Origin of the sequence: Clostridium sp. UBA2485, from assembly GCF_002341865.1 — a bacterium.
Classification (GTDB): Bacteria; Bacillota; Clostridia; order Clostridiales; family Clostridiaceae; genus Clostridium_J.
On the sequence record NZ_DDOV01000062.1, the window covers coordinates 1 to 21943 of the forward strand.

General features: G+C 27.8%; 18 protein-coding genes. 16 read left to right on the forward strand and 2 right to left on the reverse strand.

Annotation, left to right across the window (positions count from 1 at the left end):
* The 5 genes from B3603_RS13045 to B3603_RS13065 all read left to right on the forward strand — a co-directional run.
* A partial coding sequence (locus B3603_RS13045; protein WP_291565589.1) for a ligand-binding sensor domain-containing protein occupies positions 1-3246 on the forward strand: 3246 nt, incomplete at its 5' end.
* A 328-nt stretch (positions 3247-3574) separates the two neighbouring features.
* The gene (locus tag B3603_RS13050) at positions 3575-4606 is read left to right on the forward strand and encodes a thioester domain-containing protein (RefSeq protein WP_291565590.1); all 1032 of its coding nucleotides are present in this window, start codon (positions 3575-3577) and stop codon (positions 4604-4606) included.
* Positions 4607-4715: 109 nt separating this feature from the next.
* Positions 4716-5216: a ferritin gene (locus tag B3603_RS13055; RefSeq protein ID WP_039630758.1), complete on the forward strand. Its 501-nt coding sequence runs from the start codon at positions 4716-4718 to the stop codon at positions 5214-5216.
* Between the two features lie 258 nt (positions 5217-5474).
* Positions 5475-6602, forward strand: coding sequence for an ABC transporter ATP-binding protein (locus B3603_RS13060; RefSeq protein ID WP_291565593.1), 1128 nt, complete (start codon positions 5475-5477; stop codon positions 6600-6602).
* Entirely contained in the window at positions 6602-8179 is a 1578-nt protein-coding gene (locus tag B3603_RS13065) for a glycine betaine ABC transporter substrate-binding protein (RefSeq protein ID WP_291565595.1), read from the forward strand. Before B3603_RS13060 ends, B3603_RS13065 begins: the two co-directional genes overlap by 1 nt.
* 328 nt (positions 8180-8507) lie before the next feature.
* On the opposite strand, the gene B3603_RS13070 is transcribed toward B3603_RS13065, so the two are convergent.
* A complete protein-coding gene (locus B3603_RS13070) occupies positions 8508-9131 on the reverse strand; it encodes a TrkA C-terminal domain-containing protein (protein WP_291565597.1) in 624 nt (207 codons plus the stop codon).
* Between the two features lie 574 nt (positions 9132-9705).
* Positions 9706-10014: a winged helix-turn-helix transcriptional regulator gene (locus B3603_RS13075; protein WP_291565599.1), complete on the reverse strand. Its 309-nt coding sequence runs from the start codon at positions 10012-10014 to the stop codon at positions 9706-9708.
* A 252-nt stretch (positions 10015-10266) separates the two neighbouring features.
* Here B3603_RS13075 and B3603_RS13080 point away from each other — a divergent pair, with 252 nt between their 5' ends.
* The 11 genes from B3603_RS13080 (at position 10267) to ybaK (ending at position 21797) form a co-directional block, all read left to right on the forward strand.
* Positions 10267-11076, forward strand: coding sequence for a pirin family protein (locus B3603_RS13080; protein ID WP_291565601.1), 810 nt, complete (start codon positions 10267-10269; stop codon positions 11074-11076).
* Between the two features lie 12 nt (positions 11077-11088).
* Positions 11089-11706 (forward strand): nitroreductase family protein, encoded by a 618-nt coding sequence (locus B3603_RS13085; RefSeq protein ID WP_291565603.1) that lies wholly within the window; start codon positions 11089-11091, stop codon positions 11704-11706.
* A gap of 674 nt (positions 11707-12380) precedes the next feature.
* Entirely contained in the window at positions 12381-13451 is a 1071-nt protein-coding gene (gene rsgA / locus B3603_RS13090; RefSeq protein ID WP_291565605.1) for a ribosome small subunit-dependent GTPase A, read from the forward strand.
* Between the two features lie 18 nt (positions 13452-13469).
* Positions 13470-14444, forward strand: a complete 975-nt coding sequence (locus B3603_RS13095; RefSeq protein WP_291565607.1) for a phosphotransferase enzyme family protein — start codon at positions 13470-13472, stop codon at positions 14442-14444.
* Positions 14445-14645: 201 nt separating this feature from the next.
* A complete protein-coding gene (locus tag B3603_RS13100) occupies positions 14646-14810 on the forward strand; it encodes a zinc-ribbon domain-containing protein (RefSeq protein ID WP_291565609.1) in 165 nt (54 codons plus the stop codon).
* A 561-nt stretch (positions 14811-15371) separates the two neighbouring features.
* On the forward strand, positions 15372-16472 hold the full coding sequence (murA, locus tag B3603_RS13105) for a UDP-N-acetylglucosamine 1-carboxyvinyltransferase (RefSeq protein WP_291565611.1): 1101 nt from the start codon (positions 15372-15374) through the stop codon (positions 16470-16472).
* Positions 16473-16677: 205 nt separating this feature from the next.
* Positions 16678-17289: an acetate uptake transporter gene (locus tag B3603_RS13110; RefSeq protein ID WP_291565613.1), complete on the forward strand. Its 612-nt coding sequence runs from the start codon at positions 16678-16680 to the stop codon at positions 17287-17289.
* A gap of 344 nt (positions 17290-17633) precedes the next feature.
* Positions 17634-18119 (forward strand): hypothetical protein, encoded by a 486-nt coding sequence (locus B3603_RS13115; RefSeq protein ID WP_291565615.1) that lies wholly within the window; start codon positions 17634-17636, stop codon positions 18117-18119.
* A gap of 620 nt (positions 18120-18739) precedes the next feature.
* Positions 18740-20047, forward strand: a complete 1308-nt coding sequence (locus B3603_RS13120; RefSeq protein ID WP_291565618.1) for a class 1 isoprenoid biosynthesis enzyme — start codon at positions 18740-18742, stop codon at positions 20045-20047.
* A 913-nt stretch (positions 20048-20960) separates the two neighbouring features.
* Positions 20961-21125, forward strand: a complete 165-nt coding sequence (locus B3603_RS23120) for a hypothetical protein (RefSeq protein ID WP_312573426.1) — start codon at positions 20961-20963, stop codon at positions 21123-21125.
* A gap of 195 nt (positions 21126-21320) precedes the next feature.
* On the forward strand, positions 21321-21797 hold the full coding sequence (gene ybaK / locus B3603_RS13130; RefSeq protein WP_291565621.1) for a Cys-tRNA(Pro) deacylase: 477 nt from the start codon (positions 21321-21323) through the stop codon (positions 21795-21797).
* Positions 21798-21943 lie beyond the last annotated feature (146 nt).

Below are 21943 nucleotides of genomic sequence, written 5' to 3' on the forward strand. Positions count from 1 at the left end.
AAAAAATTAAATGTATTTATTATTGCAGTAATTTTTAGCTTATTTTTTAATGAATTTCTTGTACAAGCTATAGAAAATAACTTTAAGTTTAGAAGAATAACTATTAAGGATGGCTTATCTCAATCTTCCGTAGAGTGCATTTTTCAAGATAGTAAGGGCTATATGTGGTTTGGTACAACAGACGGATTGAATAGATTTGATGGTCATGAATTTAAAGTTTATAAGTATAATCTTAATGATGATAACAGCTTAACATCTAATTACATAAACTCAATTATAGAAGATAACGAGGGTTTTCTATGGGTAGGTACTACTAAAGGATTAAATAGGTTAGATACCTATACAAACAAAATTACTAGATACGTAAATGATTCTAATAATATCAATAGTTTATCATCCTATAATGTATGGGATGTTATGGAGGATAGTAAAGGATATATATGGGTTGCAACAGATAAGGGATTAAATAAATATGATAAAAAAACAAATACCTTTATAAGATATTCCTTTGATAAAAATGATAGTAATAGTTTAAGTCATGATTTTATTACTTCATTACATGAAGACAGTGATGGATTAATTTGGGTTGGAACTAAGAATGGATTAAATAGCTTTAATACTGAAAAAAATTTATTTATAAGATATACTCATGACAGCTTAAATATGAATAGCATTAGTGATAATTATATAACTGAAATTTATGAAGATGAAAATAAAGATATTTGGATAGGTACTTTAATAGGTGGATTAAGCAAATATAATAAAAAAACTAATAAATTTACACATTATAAAAGCAGTAATAAAAAGAATCAATTACAATCTAACTCTATTCAAACTATTTTTCAGGACAGCAGGGGAATTTTATGGATAGGAACAGAAAGCGGATTAAGTAAATACAACAGGGATGCTGATGACTTCTTCACATATAAAAATAAATATTATGATTCAGATAGTTTAATAGATAATAATGTATTAAATATACATGAAGATAAAGCTGGTATGCTTTGGATAGGAACATATAGCGGTATAAGTATGCTAAATCCTGCTTCTAAGTTTAACCATTATAAAAAGAATGCAACTGAAAAAAATAGCTTAAATGACAATATGATAAATGGAATATATGTAGATGATAAAGATGTAATATGGATTGGTACTAATAGTGGAGGGCTTAATTCTATTAATAGAAAAAATGGAGAAGTAAAACAATATACAAATGATCCTAATAATGACGAAAGCATTAGTCATAATCGTATTTGGTCAATTACTGAAGATAGAGACGGCGATTTATGGATGGCTACTAGTTATGGATTAAATAAATTTGATAAGACTACAGAAAAATTTACTAGATACTTTAATAATAACAATAATAAAAATAGTTTAATAAACAATGAAGTAAGATATATATATGAAGATAGTGAAGGGATTATATGGATTGGTACACGTCATGGTTTAGATTCTTTTGATAAGGAAAAAGAAGAATTTACTAATTATAATTGGCTACTTAGTAGTAATGGGGTAAAAGACTATTATATCTCTGCAATTTATGAAGATTTTAATGGGATTTTGTGGCTAGGATGTGGAGTAGAAGGTGGATTAATTAAATTTAATAGAAAAACTAATAAGATAAAGAATTATAAATATGATAAAGAAAATAGCAATAGCATTAGTAATAATAGTATAGAATCCATAACAGAAGATGAAAATGGAAACTTATGGATTGGAACTCATTATGGTGTAAATAAATTTAATAAAGAGAAAGAAGAATTTATTAGATATACTGAGGATGATGGTCTTTGTAATAATTACGTTTACGGAGTTCTAATAGATAAATTTGGTAATCCATGGGTAAGTACAAATGGGGGATTGGCTCAAATAGATGTATATGATAATAGAATTATAAATTTTAACATTAACGATGGTTTGCAAAGCAATGAATTCAATGGATATTCATATTTTCAAAGTAAATCAGGAGAAATGTTTTTTGGTGGGGTAAATGGATTAAATAGCTTTTATACGGAAGATTTATCGAAAGAATATTATTCATCTAAAGTGGTGATAGAGTCTTTCTCTATAAATGGTAAACCTATGGATATCAGGAATGAAATAAAACTTAATCATAATCAAGAGAATTTTTCTTTAGATTTTTTCTTACCAAATTATGAAAACCCAACTAAAACAAAGTATGCCTATAAATTAGAAGGTGTTGACAAGAAGTGGGTATATTCGAATTATAGAAATTATGCTAGCTATACTAATATTAAACATGGAAAATATACTTTTAAAGTAAAGGCAAGAAATAGTAATGGTATATGGAGTGAAGTTACGGAAATACCTATTACAGTTTTAAGACCTCCTTGGAAAACTTGGTGGGCATACCTATTATATACTTTATTAATTCTAATAGTTATATACATAGTGTGGAACTATGTAACCATACTTGAAAGTTTAGTAAGACAAAGAACTATTCAGCTAAACAATAAGCTTGAAGAAAATGATAAATTATATAAAAAGCTCATAAAAAATGAACAGTTTAAAAATAAATATTTTATTAACTTATCTCATGAGCTTAGAAGTCCACTAAATGTAATATTATCTGCAGTTCAATTATTTGAAAAGATGTGTAAAGAGGATGTAGTATTAGAAAAAGATATATTAAGTAAATATGTTGGTATAATAAAGCGTAATTCCAACAGTCTTTTAAATACTATTAATGAGCTTATAGATACCTCCAAAATTGAATCTGGAAGTTACAGATTAAATATCAATGAGGAAAATATCATATATTTAGTAGAAGATATAGCATTGTCTATGAAACAATTTGTAGAAAGTAACGGTATAGAGCTTATAATAGATCCAGAAGTTGAAGAAAAATTTATTGAATGTGATGCTAGAGACATAGAGAGATGTATTATAAACTTAATATCTAATGCTGTTAAATTTACTGAAGAAGGTGGAACTATATGGATTAACATATATGATAAAGATGATTTCATCGAAATATCAGTAAAGGATAATGGAAGTGGTATTGCGAAAGAATATCATGAAATAATATTTGATAGATTTGGACAAGTAAATAATGTTATATCAAAGCAGAAGGTAGGTAGTGGAATAGGTCTTACCTTGGTAAAATCATTAGTTGAATTGCACGGAGGAAATATAAAAGTAATAAGTGAAATAAATGAAGGCAGTAATTTTATAATTACTTTACCTGTTAAGCAGCAGTTAATAAATCACAAAAATATTTAGTTTTCGATGAGACCTTATAGGTTTCCAATGTGAAAATTTAAAATATACTCTAAAAAAACAGAAAAAATAATAGGAAAATCATTAATATTCGAAAAAATTTCAAATCAGTAACTCTTACTTTTGTTAAGTAAGAGTTACTTTTTATTTACTTTAGGGGGAAGAGGTAAGTTTTAGGAATAATTACCTTATATATAACTAATAATAAAAAAAACATGCTTATTAGTGAAGTTTTATAGATGTTTATAAGAGAAATATAACTTAATTTATTCATTAAAATACATGTGGAAAATTTTATTAAAGATCAATTAATTGTTGAGGAGATGAAAAAATGAAAAAACTAAAAAGATTTTTGACAATATTTTTAGTAGCATTTATTTTCAGTTGCAATATTGTTAAAGCTCAGGATGTTGCAAGAGAATTTATTTCTAAAAGACCTACTAAAGAAAGTGCTAATGTGCATTTTTCTTATGTAAAAAATGGTAAAAGAATTAGAGAGGATACAATTCTTATAATAAGTAGTAAAGAAAATAAAGATTTATATGCTTATTGTATTGATATGTATAAGAAATACCCTTCCTATGATGGAACAGAGTATAAATTAGGAGAATTATCAAGTAGTATAGATAGAAATAAGCTAAATAAGGTTTTTGTAAATGGCTTTCCAGTTGTCAGTCCAGAGATGTTATCAAAAAAATGTGGTCTTGATCCAAAAAATTATTACTCTTTAGAAGAAGCTTATGCAGTAACTCAATTAGCTCTTTGGCATTATACAGAAGCTAATAGGGATATAATAAAATTTTCAGTAGAAGAGGATATAGCAGATAAGAGAATATTACAAGGTGTTAAATATCTTATAGGTAAAGCAGAAGAAAATAAAGAAGAAAGTTTGATTACTTTTCAATATAATAAAGACACCATAAATAAAATTGCCTTTGAGAAGGAAGGTTTTAATTATTTTGGACCAATAAAAATACAGGGAGATATTGAAAGAACGGAAGAAATAAAAATAAATTTACTAAGTAAAAATGCAACATTGGTATATGGTAATGGAGAAGCTGTTGGTGATACAGTGATTGTAGATAGGGAATTTTACGTAAAAACACCAAAAACAAATAAAATTTCAAATATTGACATTGATATTAGTACTAATTTAACTAGTTATATTGAAAAATATTATGAGCCATTTGATACATCTATACAGGATATTTTAGTTGCAGAACAAGTAAAGACAGGGTTTAAAGATAAAATGTATATCAATATGCTACTACCTCAAACCGGTAATATATTCCCATCCAAATCAATATTGGGGATAGGAATATTAATAATAGGTTTAGGAGCAGTTATAATTAAAAAGCATTGATAAATAACAAAAGTTAAAAATATTTACATATATGATCAGATGATCGAATTTGTATAGAATAGAAAAAAAATTTAATCAAATACTAACAATAAAAAAGGAGAGTGTACTTATGCTTAGTGAGAAACTAATTGAAGCATTAAATGACCAGATCAATTACGAATTTTATTCAGCTCATTTATATTTATCCATGGCAGCATATTGTTATAATGAAAATTTAGATGGCTTCGCAAATTGGTTTTTAGTGCAAAATGAAGAAGAAAGATTTCATGCTATGAAGCTGTTTAATTATATAAATCAACGAGGTGCTGCTGTAGAACTAAAAGAGATTCCAGCACCCAAAACAAAATTTAATTCTTTACAAGAAATATTTGATGAAACGTTGAAACATGAACAATTAGTTACTAAAAGATTTTATGATCTTACTGATATGGCTATGGCAGAAAAGGACTATGCTACTGTTAGTGCTCTGGAGTGGTTCAATAATGAACAAATAGAAGAAGAAGCAACTGTAAATTTAGTTATTTCTAAATTAAAACTTGTGGAAGGTCCTTCTTTATATTTATTAGATCAAGAATTGGCAAGTAGAACCTTTGTAGCTCCAGCAGAATAATTTTAAAAGAATGTAAGGCATATTGAAAATTTGGCCTATGAGAATTATAGAATTATNNATAATTCTATAATTCTCATAGGTTTTTAATTTTAATGTATAAGTACAAGCTATCTTAGAAAATACTAAATTCTATAGTATTACTAACTATAAAATTTTTCTTATACCAATAGTGAATTTTGCAAAAGTAACAACTTTATGCTACAATTAAGTTGTTACTGTTGAAAAGTGTAAAATATTCTGTAGAAAAGGAGGAAGAATATGATAGAATTTAAAAATATAAAAAAATCTTATAAGGATACATCTGTTTTGAAAAATATAAGTCTAAAAATAGATAAAGGTGAGTTCGTAGTTTTTATTGGTTCTAGTGGATGCGGTAAAACTACTTTATTAAAAATGATAAATAAACTTATAAAACCTACATCTGGAGAAATTTTTATAGACGGAAAAAATATAGAGAGTGAAAATCCTATTGAATTAAGAAGAAGAATAGGATATGTAATTCAACAAACAGGTCTATTTCCTCATATGACTGTTAGAGAAAATATAGAGTTAGTACCAAAGTTACAAAAACTAGATGATAGTAAGATTGAGGCTAAGACTAAAGAACTTATGTCAATGGTTGGATTAGATCCTGATAAATTTATAGATAGATATCCCTGTGAATTAAGTGGAGGACAACAACAAAGGGTAGGTGTTGCAAGAGCTTTTGCTATAGATTCAGAAATAATATTAATGGATGAACCTTTTAGTGCTCTTGATCCAATAACTAGAAGTGATCTTCAAGAAGAGCTTTTTAATCTTCATCAAGAAGTTAAAAAAACTATAGTGTTTGTAACTCATGATATGGATGAGGCATTAAAACTTGCTGATAAAATTTGCATTATGAGTGGGGGAGAAATATTACAATATGATACTCCTGAAAACATATTAAGAAATCCAATAGGAACATATGTTGAAGAATTTATAGGAAAGAATAAAATTTGGAATAATCCTGAGTATATAAAAGCTAAGGATATTATGATTGAAGATCCAGTTAGAATAAGTAGTAAGAGAACAATACTTCAAGGAATCGAAATTATGAGAAGTATGAAGGTAGACAGCTTATTAATAACTGATAAAAATGGAACTCTAAATGGATTAGTTACATTGAAAAATATAAAGAAAAATCCAAATATGGTTTTAAAACTTGAAGATGTTATGGAAAAGAACGTTATACGTGTACACGATGAAGATAACTTAATAGATATATTAGAAACTATGAATAAATATGAAATTGGATATGTTCCAGTTGTAAATAATGAAGATAAGCTTGTAGGATTAGTCACTAGAAGCAGTTTAATTTCAGTGTTGAGTGAACAATTCATAGACATGGAGGTGAATGCTTAGTGCAAGGTTTTTTAGAATTTTTAGTAGATAAAAAAGGGCAAATTTTTCAGCTTTTATTAGAACATATTGAACTTACGGTATTTGCAGTATTCATTGCCATATTAATTGGGATTCCCTTAGGTATATTAATAACAAGGGTTAAAAAAGCTTCTAAGCCAATACTTATGTTAGCAAACCTCATTCAAGCTATACCAAGCTTAGCACTATTAGGATTTTTAATTCCCATAATAGGAATAGGTAGTAAGCCAGCTATTTTAATGGTAGTGCTATATTCTTTATTACCTATAATAAAGAATACTTACACAGGTCTTACTAATATAAATCCAGATATGCTAGAAGCTGCAAAGGCAATAGGGATGACCAAAGGGCAAATCCTTAGACTTATACAAATCCCTTTAGCTCTTCCAATAATAATGGCAGGAATAAGAATTTCTGCAGTAACAGCAGTTGGACTTATGACTATAGCAGCTTTTGTTGGTGCAGGTGGGTTAGGATACATGGTGTTCTCAGGAATACAAACGGTAGATAACTATATGATTTTAGCTGGAGCTATACCTGCTTGTATATTAGCCTTAGTAATTGACTTCATAGTTGGAAAAGTGGAAAAAGTAGTAGCGCCTAGTGGAATTAAGATGGCTGATGGTACTATGAAAATAAAAAAGGTATCTAATGGAAAGAGATCTAATAAGAATCCTTTAATAGCAGCTTTACTATTAATAGTGATTGTATCAGGTACTATTTTTGCATTTAGTAGAAATAACGATAAAATAGTTATTGCTTCTAAGAACTTCTCTGAACAACTTATAGTAGGAAATATGCTAGCAGATTTAATTGAAAATGATACTGATTTGAAAGTTGAAAGAAAATTAAATCTAGGTGGAACTAATATTGCTTTTAGTGCCATGACTGCTGGAGAAGTTGATGCCTATGTAGAGTACACAGGAACAGGTCTTGTGAATATATTGAAAAAAGATATAGTAAATGATCCAAATAAAGTTTATGATATAGTATCAGAAGAATTTGAGAATAAATATAATATAAAATGGCTTGATCCTCTTGGATTTAATAATACTTATGTGTTAGCAGTAACTAAGGATACAGCCGAGAAATATAATTTAGAGAGCTTTTCAGATTTAGCAAAGGTAAGTAATGATTTAGTAATAGGTCCGACAATAGAATTTACTAATAGGCAGGATGGATATTTAGGTCTTATTAAAGATTATAATATGAGCTTTAAAGACTTAAAACCTGTAGATGGTGGACTAAGATATACTGCAATAGATAATAAGAAAAGTGATGTTATAGATTCCTTTGCAACAGATGGATTGTTAAAAGCCTTTGATTTAAAGGTATTAAAGGATGATAAAAGCTTTTTCCCACCATATTATGCAGTACCTATAATACGAGAAGAGACATTAAAAAAACATCCAGAGCTTGAAGAAGTTATGAACAAGCTCTCCGGTAAAATAAATGATGATACAATGAGAGATTTAAACTATAAAGTAGATAAACTTGGAGAATCACCTGAAAAAGTAGCTAAAGATTTCTTAATAGAACAGGGATTAATATCTAAGTAGTACTTAGTCAATGGAGAATTGACAATGGACAATTGAAAATTAAGGTTGAAATTAATTCTTTACGAATTAATTTCTTTAATAGATTTTTGTAGCGGCGAACATTGTTCGTTGCTTTTTTTATACATATCAAAATTTAATATTAATATAAAAATATTATGGCGAACAATGTTCACCGCTACGGTTGGGGAATTAATATGAGAATTAATTCTAAATTTCTCAGCCGCTGCTGAGAAATATCCATAATTGTGAATTTTGCATTTTACGTTGTGAATTAAATTAAAAATCCGATGATTAGAAAGTATGTCCAACTTTAAGTTGGATATACTTTCTAATCATCGGATAAAAATATTTCTGCAGAATTATATACTTTTTCATCACCTATAAGTAAAAGCACATCTCCCTTATTAAAGGTTGCATAAGGACCAGGAGAAAGTATAAGAGAACTATTTCTTTTTATTCCTACAATAGTGGCTCCTGTGTTTTGCCAAAACTTAGCTTCAGAAATAGATTTACCGATTAGCTTACAGCTATCGGGAATTTTTATTTCTAAAGGTGTTACTGGAGTTATATTGCCTAATCTGCCAGAGTGGTCTACTATTTTATTTATAGTTTCCATTATCTCATCTTCAAGTTTTCGCTTTTTAGCAATTAAGTCCGCAAGGGTAGTCTTACAAGAAGCAATACTTTCTATATTTTGAAATTTATTTATAAATTTAAAAGCATTATCTTTTGAAAGAACAGTTATTCCACTTCCTTTAGATGATTGAACTACATTCACATCTTCTAAAAGCTTTATTGCTCTTCTTATAGTTTCAGGAGAAACATTATATTTTCCTGCTAAAGTGGAGCGACCATGTAATTTTTTCCCTTCCTCAATATCTCCTTTATATATGCCACTGGCTATATCCAAAGCTATTTTTTGATATATAGGCATTGAATAATTTTCATACATAAGCTTACCTCCAAGTATACCAAGTTAACTTAATTCTAGAAGTAAGTTGGTTTTAAGTCAAGAGTAAAGTAGATATTTTCAATGAAAGATTGACAATGGACAATTGACAATTGAGGTTGAAATTAATTCTTACGAATTAATTTCTTTAACTATTTTTTACTAGCAATATAATTGCTAGTTTTCTCCACCTCTGGGGAACAGCAGTGAAGCCCTTTAGGGTTCCCCTGAGGTGAAGTATAGTTTGGAACAATACCTAAAAATTCAAACCAATATTAATGGAGATAACTAATATAATTAAAATATTAGTTAAGGTGTTAAATATTGTTTTATATCATACTGCACCCCAGGGGTATATTTTAGAGTTTAGTTTATGTTTTAGGCTTATTCAGGCATTTTAATTTCTCTAATATTTTTTAATATGTTATATACCCCAGGGGTGGAAGTTAATTTAAAACTTCTCCATAAAGGAGAAGTATCAATAATTGTCAATTGTCCATCGTCAATTCTCAATTGTATAAGTAGCAGCAATTATAAATCAAGTAACTTTAATTTTTAAAATCCGTACAGAAATTCTCTATACCCATTTTTCAGCCCAGTTTTGGACTTCTACCATAGTTTTTTCAAGTTCTTTACCTTTTTCAGTAAGTTCATATTCAATTCTTACAGGCGTTTCAGCGTAAACTATTCTTTTAATTAATCCTTCTCCTTCTAATTCCTTAAATCTTTCTGCTAACATTCTATCACTAAGCTCTGGAATCATAGTTTTTATATCAGAAAAGCGTTTAGGACCACTTAAAAGTACTTTTATTATAAGTCCAGTCCATTTTTTACCTAGTAATGTAAAAGCATATTCAAATTTAGGACACATATGAAATTCACTCATCATATCACCTCTTATTCTAGTATGTTATAAATGCTTAAATTTATTAAAGAGTTACTACTACAATTATAATTTAATTTCTATAAAAATAAAAGTAAATATAAAAAGATTAAAAACTTACTTGACAATATATACTTACTTTTAGTACAATACTTACATAAGGTAAGTTAAATAATTTCAATTAATTTTATAAGAAAGTCAATAAAGAATAATTAATAAAGAAAATATATACAATATGGAAGAGGAGGTAATCCTATGATAAAGATTATAAATGGTGAAGCTGTTAAAGATGGAGCTGGAGTAAAACTTAATAGAGTTATAGGAAGTAGAAATTTAGATAATGCAGATCCTTTTTATCTTCTTGATGAGTTTAGAAGTGATAACAAAAGTGACTATATTGCAGGTTTTCCTATGCATCCTCATAGAGGAATTGAAACTATAACTTATATGATAGAGGGCAGTTTTAAGCATAGAGATTCAAAAGGAAACGAAGGCGTGTTAAATTCAGGAGATGTCCAGTGGATGACTACTGGAAGAGGAATACTTCATGAGGAAATGCCAGTAATGGAAGACGGAAAATTATGGGGATATCAACTTTGGCTTAACCTCCCAAAGGAAAAGAAAATGATTGAACCTAAATATAGGCATATAAGTAATGAAGAAATTCCTGTTATAAAGGAAAAAGGGGTTCTAGTAAAACTTATATCAGGAACCTATAAAGATAAAAATGGAGCTACAAATCCCACAGTACCAGTAGATTATATAGATGTTAGAATTAATGGTGGAAGATTTGAAAAGGAAGGAATGGAAATAGTTCTCTTATATGCTCATAGTGGAGAGATAAACGTAGAAGCACAAGGAGAAAATGTAGCTGTAAAATCTGGCAATATGTGCTTTATAACTGGTGGTGGGAATATAGAAGTTACAGGGGAAGGCGGATTTTTATATATAAGTGGAAATCCACTTAGAGAACCAGTTGCAAGATATGGACCTTTTATAATGAATACCAGTGATGAAATAATTAAAGCAATAGATGATTATAATAATGGAGTTTTTGATAAATAGGAGGGATTTTTTATGGATTTAAAAAAAGTATATGAAGAAAGACGAGCAATAAATTTCTTTGACACTAACAAAGACATTAGTGAGGAACTTTTAAAGAAGATAATAGATTTGTCAGTGCTTGCACCTTCTGCTTTTAATCTTCAACCTTGGAGTATAATTGCAGTAAGATCAAAGGAAGCTAAAGAAAGGCTTTATAAACTTTCAAATAATCAACCAAAAGTTTTAGAAGCGCCAGTAACTTTAATCATAGTTGGAGATAAAAATGGATATAGTAAGGATAATCCAGTATGGCAAGAGTTTCGTAAAATTGTAAATGACGATGAGGAAGCAGTTAAGAATACACAGCAAGCCGCTTATAATCTATATGGAACTTCAGAGGAAAATAAAATTAAATTTGCTGAAAGTAACGGCGGATTATTATCAATGTCTATAATGTATGCAGCTAAAAATTTTGGGGTAGACTCTCATCCTATGAGTGGAATTGATTTTGAAGGTATAAAAAAAGAATTTGAATTAAGTGAAGATAAAACAATAGTAATGACAATAGCACTAGGATATTTAAAAGAAGATAAAACATTATATCCTAGAAGAGCTAGAAGAGGATATGATGAGATAGTAAAAGTACTATAAATCATCTGCCCAAATAGATAGTCAGTATTATAAACTATTTTTCGTAATATTTGTTTGCAGAACCTGCTAATAGAAAACTTATTAGCAGGTTCTGTTTTTATTTAGTCCTCAATATTTATGGCGCTTCTAAATTGATAGAAATTCTATGAAGGATTAAAGAAAATATAGAGAAATTATTGAAATTTCAGAAAAATTATAATATAATAAATTTGAAAGCTTAAAATATAATAGGTGAAAGGAGTGTTATTATGACAGTAGTAGTTGAGGTGATTATGAATTAACTGCATATGAAACAAAAGGCAATTTAAATGGGGAATTATTTTCCTTTATTTGTGGTGTCTTTTGTGAAAGTCTAAGTATAACCTTTCAGCCTAATTAATTAGAGGCAATTAACAGGATACAGGTTAGCCTGTTTTTTTTATGCTAAAAATTCTAGGTATTCCACAAAGGGGTTATCTCTTTGTGGAATTTTTTTACTTATTTTTAAGTAAAAACCCATTCTATTTGATTATGTAGAAGGAAAAATAACTTTTATTTTATATAAAACATAGTAATTTTTTTCTATATGTTTTAAAGAAGTCAAATATTAAGTTGTTCCAAGAAACCTTAATACTGCTTTGTTTAAAAAATTAAGCCTTCATATATTTTATTATTTTCATAGAGAAGGTGAGTATATGAATTTAGAACTTTTAGGTTGGAATGATTACTTTGAAGAACATTTTAAAGACTATTTAACTAAGGGGTTTTTTCCTGCAAGAGTGTTATCAGAGCAGAAAAATAATTATTTTGTGCACTTTGAAAAAGAAATAATAAGTGCAAAACTTGCTGGTAAGTTTAGATATAAAGCAGCTTTAAAGAAAGATTTTCCAGCAGTAGGCGACTGGGTAGTAATTAAATTAATTGAAAATAACAGTGAGGCCATAATATATGGAGTGTTACCAAGAAAAAATTATTTTGCACGAAAACTACCTATATCTGGTGGAAGAAAGATAAAAAATGGAATTATTGTTGGAGGATCAATTGAGGAGCAAATTATTGCATCCAATATAGATACTGCTTTCATTGTAAGTGGATTAGATGGAAATTTTAATATTAATCGAATTGAAAGATATATTACTTTAGCCTATGCCAGTGGTGTTAGCCCTGTTATCCTTTTAAATAAAGTGGATATTTGTGATGATATTACTGATTATCAAAACAGAGTACAAGAGATTGCAAAGGATATACCAATTCATCCGATAAGTGTTATAAAAAATTTAGGAATGGATATTTTTAAAGAGTATTTATTATCAGGTAAAACAGTAGTGTTTTTTGGATCTTCTGGTGTAGGAAAATCAACTATAATTAATTACTTGCTAGGAGAAGAAAAACAAAAAATAAGTTCCGTTAGTAACTCAAATGGAAAGGGTAGACATACCACCACAAGTAAGGAACTATTTTTTCATAATTCAGGATGCATGATAATTGATACTCCTGGATTAAGAGAGCTTCAATTATGGGGAAGTGAAGATGCACTAGAGGATAGCTTTCAAGATATAACTAGTATAGCTATAAATTGTAGATTTAAAGATTGTACTCATGAAAAAGAACAAGGATGTGCAGTTATAAGAGCTATTAAAGATGGAATCATTACCAATGAGAGATTTGAAAGCTACAAAAAGCAATTAGGTGAACTACAAAGATTAAGTAAGAGTCAAAGACAATTTCAAATAAATATGAATAGAAAAATGAAAAAAAGAATATAATGTAGGGGAGATATAACTATGATGCAATTAAAAAAAATGGTTCTTGATACAGATAGAACTGCAGAAGAAATTTTAAATAATTGGCACCATGATGAGAATACAGTTATATTCTGGCGTGCTAGTACTAATTTTATTTATAGATTTAAATATAATAATAAGATGTATTTTTTAAGATTTTCTCATGAAGATGAAAGTTCTATAGAAAGAATAACTTCTGAATTAGATTTTGTACTCTATTTAAATAAGAATAGCTATTCGGTTGCTTGTCCTGTTAAATCTATAAACGGAAGGTATATTGAAACAGTAGAAACAGAGATAGGAACATGCTATGCGGTGGTATTTAAGGCTGTAAAAGGTAAAAATTTAGATATTACTGAAATGTCTACAGAACAACTTGAAATATGGGGGAAATCTTTAGCTGAACTTCACAATTTATCTAAAAAATATAAACCTAAAAACTATATTCGTAATAGTTGGAAAGATAAGCTAAAATATGTGAAAAGTATATTAGAGGATTTTCCAGAGGAGAAATCAGCAGTAAATGAGTTGCAAAGAGTCTATGAATGGCTAAATTCCATGCCAATATCTAATGAAAATTTTGGGTTAATTCACTATGACTTTCAGTTAGATAATGTTTTTTGGAATGATAGCTCAAGTTCTTTTAATATCATAGATTTTGATGATAGTATATATCATTGGTATATGATGGATATTGTGCGGGCATTAGAGTTAGATGAGCTTGAAGATGGCAAGTCAAAAATAATTTTAAAATCTTTTTTAAAAGGATATTGTTCCGTTGAAAAAATAGAAGGTGAGTATATAGAATTAATACCAAAGCTTAAAAGGTATGATAATTTATTATCCTTTGCAATCTTAATGAGGTCTATGAAAGATAGTGATTTTGTGGAAGATCCAGATTGGTTAGCCAAATTAAGACCAAGATTAATAGCATGGTGTGATGATTACAGAAGAGAATTTGCAAAGCCATGGTAAAAGCAGGAACACTGTAAAAATACTTATTAAATTCTTTTAAAGAAGTATTGACTTGTATAAAAAAGCATGATATACTAAAGAAGTTATCAGTTAAATAACTGAAACATAAAGATTTAATATGATTAAAACATTCCCTTTTTAGGTGTATAGAGTAGATCGTTTTTTAAATCTTAATATAAATAAAAAGGAGAAATGTTTAAAATGGCAGATAAAAATTTAGTATGTAAAGATTGTTCAAAAGAATTCGTTTTCACTGAGGGAGAGCAAGAGTTCTACAAAGAAAAAGGATTCGAAAATGAACCACAAAGATGCCCTGATTGTAGAAGAGCTAGAAAGCAACAAAACAACAGAGGATTCCAAAGATAATTAAACAGTAATAAATCACCTATAGGAAGCAATTCCTATAGGTTTTTTAATTTTTAAAGTTAATACTACATAACCTTACGCACATATGAATACCTTCCTACTTAAATACATAACATAACCTATGATTATATATAGACACTATCTTAATTAATTCACAATGCACAATTCAAAATTCACAATTAAGGTTGAAATTAATTCTTTAGGAATTAATTTCTTAAACTAATTTTTTTGCTAGCAATACAATTGCTAGTTTTTTATGAGAGGTTACTACATAACTTCAAAAAAGAAATCAATTGATACTTCTCCTATAAAAGAGAAGTATCAATAATTGTTAATTTTAAATTCTCAATTGTATAATGGAGATGCTTTATAAGAATTTATATTAAAGTAGTTTCCTTTTACAAAAACATATGTTAAATAAAAATAATAAAGATAATAAAAATGAATAAATAGTAAAAAATATTAATAAAAATTTATAATTGTTAACAAATATTAACAAAGCTGAGGTTAGATGGTATAATATAATAGAAATTAGAATACAATTAAGGATGGTTTTTTTATATGCGATGGATAGAGCTTAAAAGGAAGAAACATTTAAATGGATGTGTGAATATACCAGGAGCTAAAAATAGTTCGCTTGCATTGATGGCAGCGTGTTGTTTGAGTGATGAACCAATTATACTTAAAAATGTACCTCATATTTCTGATGTAACTTTGATAGAAGATATAAGCAGAGATATTGGATTTAATATAATTAGTAAAGAAGATCATTTATTACTTGACCCAACAAATATATTAGGAGCTGAAATTGATCCTAAAAAAGCTTCAGCTTATAGAGCATCTTATTATTTTATTGGAGCATTACTTTCAAAATTTAAAAAAGTTACTTTAGGATATCCTGGAGGAGATAATTTTGGAAGTAGACCTATTGACCAGCATATTAAAGGATTAAAAGCTTTAGGAGCGGAGTTTAAATTTTATAATGATTATTATGTAGTAGAAGCAGAAGAGCTAAAAGGCGCAGAAATATTTTTTGATATAATTTCTAGTGGTGCTACTATTAATCTTATGCTTGCGGCAGCTAGAGCAAAAGGAAAAACCATATTACAAAATGCTGCAAGAGATCCTGAAGTCGTAGATTTAGCTATTCTTTTAAATAAAATGGGAGCTAATATTAAAGGAGCAGGTACTAGTACAATTGTTATAGAGGGAGTAAATGAGCTTAAAAAATGTAATCATAGCGTTATTCCAGATAGATTAATTGCAGGAACTTTTTTAATGAGTGCAGGAATTGCTGGAGGAAATATTACAGTAGAAAATGTTATACCTGAACATTTATTATCTTGTGTAGCCAAGCTTGAAGAAACAGGATTACATATTGAAACAGGAGAAAATTATATAAGAGCAATTAAAGAAGGTAATTTAAGAGGTATAAATGTAAAAGCTTCTATGTATCCAGGATTTGCTACAGATCTTCAACAACCATTAACAGCAATGCTTGTAGAAGCAAATAGTCATAGTATGATAAAAGATACTGTTTATCCAAATAGAATTAATCATTGTTTTGAATTAAACAAAATGGGAGCAGATATTATAATTAAAGAGGAAGGCTTTGTAATTCCAGGTAATCGTAAATTAAGAGGAGCGCATGTTCNNAAATAAAATTTATTTAAAAAAACTCCAATGTTTTGACGTTGGAGTTTTAACTATCTTAATTTTTAATTTCTCAAAAAACTTTCTTATGGGAATTAAAATCTATATAAGCATAATATTTTTATTCTTTTAATTGACATGATAAATTTTCTTTGATAAAATTTCCTAGTTAAAATATTTAATAAAATTTAAATGAAATCTAAGGAGAAAATTTATGAATGAATCAAAAGAAGTAAAAATAGTTACTGCTGACCCATCTGGACTAGGGCTTTTTGGATTAGCAATAATTACACTTGTAGCTTCTTCGCAGAAGCTTGGAATTACTCAAGGAGTATCATTATTATTACCTTGGGCAATATTTTTAGGAGCTTTTGCACAATTGTTTGCTTGTATCAATGACTTTAAGCACAATAACACTTTTGGAGCAACAGCTTTTGGAGGATACGCGTTTTTTTGGTTTGGAATGGCATTTACATGGTTAATCCAAAATGGAGTATTTGGGGAAAAACTTGCTACATCAGTAGACCCTAAGCAATTAGGTTTTGCATTTGTAGGGTATTTAATTTTTACTATATTCATGACTATTGGAGCTATGGAAACTCATAAGGTATTATTTGGTATTTTTTTATTTATTGATTTTTTATTCTTAGGGTTAAGTATGAATTCCCTTGGAATTATGCCAGAGCTTGGTCATGAGATTGCTGCATATTCTGAATTTATAATTTCTATACTTTCATTTTATGGTTCAGGTGCTGCAGTTTTAAACAAACACTTTGGAAGAGAGTTTTTACCAGTTGGTAAACCTTTTGGAATATTTAAGATGTAATTATTAATGTAGAATAAAAGTGAAATGTATTAAATCAAAACTTCAAAGTCATAAAAATAATCTCTACAATTAAGGACAACCTTATTGTAGAGATTATTTTTTGCTAATTAAAAGATTTTTAAAATTATTGTATTTTAGATAGCCTAAATCATAAAGTTATATTTTTATTTATTTAAAAAACTTATAGATGATATCTTGTTCATAAATAATTAGTATTGGAAATCAAAGAGAATTATTATTAGAATTAAGGTAAAGTAAGTTTTATATATTATTAATAGTAGTAAGAGAAAATCTATATATATTTAACAGAGTTATAGTTTTATGGTATTAAGGAGGAGATTTCTTTGCATAATGATACTTTGAAAAGCTTAAGACCAGAAATTAGAGAGAAGATTATGAGAGAGGAATTAGGGGAGGAAAAGTGTAGAATATTAGATAAATATGATCTTCATCCAAATGGAAGACTATATTGGGAGAGAATACAGGAAAAATATCCTGTACAGGAGTACTTCAGTCATAAATTTGCTAAAAAAACTTCAGCCTTAGGGATGATATTTCATATATATAGGTTATGTTTTGCAAAGACGAAATATTTTGAAAATAATTGGGAGTATTTTGTTCCCTGCATATATGATTATAAAAAAGGTTTTATAGAAACAGAAATTTATAATATGGAATATATAAAACAAAAGGATACAGGAATAATACTAGATTTAAGAGAACTGGCTAAGATAAAATGGATTAGTGATTTTAGAGAAATATGCAATTATTTAGAAGAAAAACAAAAGGAAGTAGAAAATAGTAAAATTCATAATGAAAAAGGAGCATGATATGTAATTGACAATTGAAAATGGACAATTTAGGATACTTCTCTTTTAGAGAGAAGTTTTAGATTTATTTCTTTTTAAGTTATGTAGTAGTGTTTTAAATTAGTTTAGATCTTTCAATTAGGAATAAAAGCAAAATGCTCTATGCAATTGAGAATTGAGGATTGATAATAGATAATTTAGGAAACTTCTCCTTTGTAGGAGGAGTTTTAATTTTATTTTTTGAAGTTATGAAATAACTTTTTATAAAAAATTGGCAATAAAATTTCTATTTTAATTTTATATTATATATTGTAATTACATCTTTAACTTTTTATTTTTCAATTTTATGCAATATATGTAATAATAGAGTAGAGATTAGATATAAATATAGTAATACTTGTACAATTGAGGATTGACAATGGACAATGGAGAATTATGGATACTTCTCCTTTATAGGAGAAGTTCTGAATTGATCTTTTTTTCAAGTTACGTAGTAACTTCTTATAAAAAATTAGCAATATAATTGCTAGTAAAAAAATCAATTAAAGAAATTAATTCGTAAAGAGTTAATTTCAACTTGAATTGTCAATTGTCCATTCTCAATTATCCATTGCTTAAGCTGTTTTTAGGGGTAATAATTTATGAGGGAGAATACGAATTTAATGACAAAAGACACATTGGGGTTAAATGATTTATATAAAAATGTTTGGTGGAACACAAATAAAGATTTTCCAAAGTTAGATGGAGAGGTCAGTTATTTTGAAAAAATAAAAATGGAAAAACAGACAGATAAGTTTATTAATGAAATTATAAAGATAATAGAAAGTTTTCCTAATGAAGATACAAGGAAGAATCAATGGAGAGATAGATTTAATAATATAATAGATGAGTTTATAAATAAATCTCCTTTAATTAATAGTAAAGATAAGGAAATTTTATTGAGTAGAGAATTACTAAAAAGTACAGAGGAGTTTATAAATGTAGCAAAAACTTTTGACAGTAATATTTCCACAGAAGATATAGGTCAAGCTATGAGGAATGTATGGATAATGAATATACTTCAAATGTTATTTGGGATGAAGGTAGCATTTACTGACTCAATATTTGGATATAGCATGTTATATCCTTATACAGATAACTATTTAGATAATCCCAAAATATCAAAAGAAGAAAAAGTGAATACTAACGTAAGACTAGAAAAAAGATTAAAAGGTGAGTTAATTGAACCAAATAATGAATATGAAAAGAGGGTATTTGATTTGGTATCAAAAATTGAAAACACCTTTGCTAGAGAAATTTATCCTGAGGTTTTTCAAAGCCTAATATATATTTATAATGGTCAAGTAAAGAGTATGATTCAGCAAGGAAAGAGAACATCGCCTTATGAAACCGATATTTTAGGTATATCAATAGAAAAGGGTGGAAGCTCTGTTTTAGCTGATGGCTATTTAGTTAAAGGGAAACTAAGTTATGAAGAAGCAAGATTTTGTTATGGATATGGAATACTTCTTCAAATATGTGATGATTTGCAAGATGCAACAGAAGATTTAGAAAATAATCATATGACTATAATATCTCAGTTAGCTGAAAAGTGGGATTTAGACAATATCACTAATGGACTAATAAATTTTACTATTAACTTAATAGAGGATGTAGAATGTTTCCAATGTAGAAATATAAAAGAGCTAAAACAGTTAATAAAGAAGAATTGCTTACAATTAATCTATTTTGCTATAGCAGCAAATAAGAATTTATATAGTAAAAGTTATTTTAAAGAAATAGAAAAATATTTTCCATATAGAAGAAGATATATGATAAAGCTTTTTGATAAGTTAAAAAAGAAGTTTTCAAACATGAAGGAAAGTTATAATGGCGTAAGTATAGAAGAGATAATTAAGTACGGGCTATTGGGTGAAGAAGTTAATTTTGATTTAATATATGATAATTAAAAAAATATTTAAGAATCTTTGGAATTTAGGCATCTGAAAGAAAATAATAGACCAAAGATGTTAGTATATTTTAGGCATATGAAATAAAATAGCTAGTTAAAGATATAAAATAGATAAGCATACTGACTATCTATTTTTTGAATATGCCTCATATCAGACAAGGCATCAGAACCTGCTCATAGTGGTGCTATAAGAGGGCTGCTACAAGCAGTATGATGAAAAATAGGCTAACATACTGGTTTGTTATTTTTTTGAAGATTTATTAATATATTTTTATATATTGTAAGAGTTAAATTGCTTTTTAATAATTTTTTTACTTTTGAGCAAAATATTATTACATTAAAAATTAAAGCAACTTGAAAAAATAACTAGTCAACTAGTATATTTGATTAGCTATTCTTTTTCAAACGCCTAAAAGGAGAGTAGAAAAATGAAAAAAATATTATCAATTTTACTGTTTACTTTATTATCTTTTAGTATACTAACAGTACCTTAGGAAGCTTATGCTGTAGAAAGTGCTTTTGCTTATAAGGATAGTTGTAGCAAAAAGGCTGAGAACTTAAGAGAACAAGGGAGAAGGTTTTGGATTGAACATGTTTTCTGGACTAGAGATTTTATAAAAAGTGACTTATCTAATCTTGAAGATAAGAGTGATGTTTTAAATAGACTTCTTAAGAACCAAGAGGATATTGGAAATTTAATTAAACCATATTATGGTGCAGAAAATAGCAAAAAGCTTACAGATCTTTTAAAGGAACATATTAGCCTTGCAGGCCAAGTTGTTGATGCTGCTAAAAGTGGAAATAAAGAAGATTTAGATAAATATAATAAGCTTTGGCATAAGAATGCAGATGATATTGCTAAATTTTTAAGTGATCTAAATCCAGAATGGTCAAATAAAGAATTAAAAGATATGCTATATAAACATTTAGATTTTATAACAACTCAGGTTACTAATAGATTAAATAGTAATTGGGCAGGAGATATAGATGCCTTTGATAAAGGTGAAGAGCATATGATTAAATTTGCTGATGTTATTTCAAATGGTATAATTAAGCAATTCCCAAATAAATTTTAATTATAGTAAGTTATAAAAAAGAGCAAAACATTGCTCTTTTTTATTATGGAAAATTAAGTATCTTTGAAAGAGGTTATATTTTTATAAAATTATATATTATAATAAAAATATGTTTATAATGGTTATATAAGACAAGCTAGCATTTATAGATATAAATTTATGCAGTAATATATATTTACGAAAAGAGGTTAAATTATGGCACAAGCAAAAACAAATGCAATGAGAATTTTAGAACAAAAAAATATAGATTATGGAATTATAACTTATGATAATAATGACGGTAAAATAGATGGTATTTCTGTAGCAGCAAAGATTGGCAAGGATATATCTCTTGTATATAAAACATTAGTAACCCAAGGGAATAGTAAAGAGATCTATGTTTTTGTAATACCCGTTAAAGAAGAGTTAGACTTAAAAAAAGCATCCAAAGCAGCTGGAGAGAAAAAAGTTGAAATGATACCTGTTAATGATATATTGAAATTAACTGGATACATAAGAGGAGGATGTTCACCAATAGGAATGAAAAAAAGTTACAAAACATTTATAGACTCTACTGCTAAAGATATAGAAAAGATTGTTGTAAGCGGCGGAAAAATAGGAATGCAAATAGAGATATCTCCAGACAATCTTTTAAGTGTTATAAATGGAGAATTCCAAGATATAATAAAATAAATCAAGAGGAAAGTCTTAACTAGCAATACAATTGCTAGTAACATTGTAGGGGCGAACATTGTTCGCCAGTTCTTTTTTCATATCTAAGGATTTTATGGAGAACACTGTTCTCCGCTACAGCTAATCAATTCTAAATTGCCGAAGGG